The organism is Candidatus Sordicultor fermentans (assembly GCF_012728195.1).
Classification (GTDB): domain Bacteria; phylum Atribacterota; class Atribacteria; order Atribacterales; family Caldatribacteriaceae; genus Sordicultor; species Sordicultor fermentans.
In genome coordinates, this window is sequence record NZ_JAAYFP010000225.1 from 1 (window position 1) to 2,872 (window position 2,872).

3 protein-coding genes are annotated in these 2,872 nt (G+C 42.1%); all 3 read left to right on the plus strand.

Annotated elements, in window-relative coordinates:
- Positions 1-106 precede the first annotated feature (106 nt).
- Entirely contained in the window at positions 107-1,003 is an 897-nt protein-coding gene (rsmH, locus tag GXZ17_RS10775) for a 16S rRNA (cytosine(1402)-N(4))-methyltransferase RsmH (protein ID WP_409377284.1), read from the plus strand.
- Positions 1,004-1,005: 2 nt separating this feature from the next.
- Positions 1,006-1,338 (plus strand): septum formation initiator family protein, encoded by a 333-nt coding sequence (locus GXZ17_RS10780; protein ID WP_409377285.1) that lies wholly within the window; start codon positions 1,006-1,008, stop codon positions 1,336-1,338.
- A partial coding sequence (locus tag GXZ17_RS10785) for a peptidoglycan D,D-transpeptidase FtsI family protein (RefSeq protein WP_409377286.1) occupies positions 1,335-2,872 on the plus strand: 1,538 nt, incomplete at its 3' end. The genes GXZ17_RS10780 and GXZ17_RS10785, both read left to right, overlap by 4 nt.

Sequence of the window (2,872 nt, forward strand, 5' to 3'; positions counted from 1 at the left end):
AACGCCTGGAAATCTGGGCAGAAGAAATTTGGAGACCTTATCATGAGGAGATGGGAAAGAAATTTGGCGAGCTCACTGAGCAGATAGTGGATACGGGTATTTAGATATGAACACTTATGTTTTTCATCAACCGGTAATGGAGAAAGAAGTGCTCCATTATCTTCTCTGGAGAAAAGACGGAATTTATGTAGATGCTACAGTAGGAGGAGGAGGCCACGCTCTATCCATTCTGGGTGAGCTCGATGAAGGGGCTATATTGGTAGGGATAGACCGAGATGAAGAAGCCATAAAAATGGCCAAGGAAACCCTGAAAAACCCTTCCCTTCCAGTATATTTGGTCAAAGAAAGGTTTTCTCTAATTGACCAGGTTCTTTTTTCTCTGGGTATAGAAAAAATTTCGGGGATATTGTTTGATCTGGGGGTATCCTCGTGGCAGCTGGATAAAGCAGAGAGAGGTTTTAGCTTCCAGAGGGAAGGATTTTTGGATATGAGAATGGATTTATCTGAGGAACGAAATGCCTATCAGGTGGTCAATGAATTTCCGGAGAAGGAATTAGCTGATTTGATTTATTATTACGGAGAAGAAAGGTTTTCTCGAAGAATTGCTCGGGCTATAGTGAAGGAGCGAGATAGAAAACCCATAGCCACTACTCGGGAATTAGCCCGGGTTATAGAAAGAGCAGTCCCTCAACGAGGAAAAATTCATCCTGCTACTCGAACTTTTATGGCTTTGCGTATTTTTGTAAACGAAGAATTAAAGGAGATAGAAGAAGCTCTGAGAAAAGTTTCTCCTCTGGTAGAAGAGGGAGGAAGAGTAGTGGTAATTAGCTACCATTCCCTGGAAGATCGGATAGTAAAAAGATTTTTAAAAGATGAAGAAGAGTGGGAGGTATTAACCAAAAAACCTGTTTATCCCACTCCTGAAGAGGTGAGAGATAATCCTCGGGCTCGCAGTGGTCGTCTGAGAGCAGGAGAAAAGCGAAGTAAAATTAAGGAGGGATAAGAATGAAGCGGGTTAAATCTTGGCTGATATTTGGTCTATTTTTTATTTTTTCTCTTTCTTTCCTCTGTGTTACCTTGCAAGCTTTGCTTTTAGAAAAAAGCTATTTGGTGGAACAAAAAAGGGAGAATATTGATAATTTGTTGGCAACCAGGGAGAAATTAAAAATGGAAATTGCCCAATTATCTTCGCTGGAGAGAATAAAAGAAGTGGCAATAAATCAGCTGGGTATGACCTATCCCGATCAAACTGTCTATATGGTGTCCAGCTCGGCTTTGGGGGGCGGAGAAGGAGAGCTGGTCCTGGGTAAAATGCCTGAGGAGACACAAGGAGAATGATTTCCAGAAAATTTGTCCGACGGGCAAATTTTCTGTTTTTTTTAAGTTTATTCCTTTTAGGAGTTGTTGCAGTTCGCGTTTTTTCCCTTCAGGTATTACAGGGCAAATTTTATCGAGAAGAAGCCTTATCTCGTTTAGTATTAGAAGAAACTTTGCCCTCTCGAGGGTCAATTCTGGATCGAAGCGGTAAAGTACTGGCTGAGGATGTGGGGGTTCTTTCTATCAGCGCTTACCCTCCTCAGATGGACGACCCGGAGAAAATAGCAGAAGAATTATCTCAACTTCTTTCCCTTTCAGCGTCTGAATTGCAGCAAAAATTCCAGAGCGGGCTTTTCTGGATAGAGATTACCGACAATGCGCCCCTCTATTTGAAGGAAGCTCTGGAGGAGAAAAAGCTAAAAGGGATAAGCTGGAAGGAAAAACCGGTTCGTTTTTACCCTCAAGCCCCTTTATTTAGTAATCTTCTGGGTTTTGTGGGAAAAGATAGACAGGGGCTGGAGGGTTTAGAGTTTGCCTTTGATTCTTATATTGCAGGTAAACCGGGCTATACATTTTACGAAAAAGATGCTCTGGGGCGAGAAATACCTCTTACTACTAAACACTTATCACCTCAAAGTGGTAACGATCTCCTTTTAACTGTAGATAGCACCATCCAGTTTTTTGCTGAAGAAGCCTTAGATCAGGCTATGGAAAAAACTAAAGCTCTTCGAGGAGTGGTAATAGTTAATAACCCTCAGAGTGGAGACATTTTAGCTATGGTCAGCCGTCCTTCTTTTGATAATCGCAACTTTCAAGATTTTCCCCCTGAATCCTGGAAAAATTTGGCTATCAGTATGGTTTTCGAGCCAGGTTCTACGGTAAAACCATTGGTGATGGCTGCAGCTTTAGAAGAAAAAAAAGCTTCTCTTGAAGAGAGATTCTTTTGCCCTGGTTTTGTTATGGTGTATAATCATCGGGTGCGAGATATTAAAGCTCATGGCGAAGAGAAGCTAGAAGATTTGTTAATTAATTCTTGCAATGTGGGGATTATTACTCTGGCTGAAAGGCTGGGCAAAGATAAACTATTTTATTATTTGAAGAATTTTGGATTGGGAGAAAAATGCGATATAGGATTACCGGGAGAAGAGCAGGGTCTTTTACGCCCTTCCCGAGATTGGTCTTTACTCTCCATAGGTGCTATTCCCATTGGTCAGGAGATGATGGTTACTCCCTTGCAGCTTTTGAGAGCCCTTTCTGCTCTGACTAATAAGGGGGTGGTGATGCAACCTCGCTTGGTGAGCAAAATAATCAGCCCCACGGGAGAGATAATAGAGGGATTTTCTCCTGTTTCTTCAGGAGAGGTAGTATCGGAGCGGACAGCATCTTTAGTTCTGGAAATGATGGAAAAAACAGTAAAAGAGGGAACGGGAAAAAAGGCTTATATAGAAGGATATCGTATAGGGGGGAAAACAGGAACTGGTCAGAAAGTGGGACTTGACGGCCGCTATGACCCTCGCAAGTTTTATTCTTCTTTTGTAGGGTTTTTCCCTCTTCC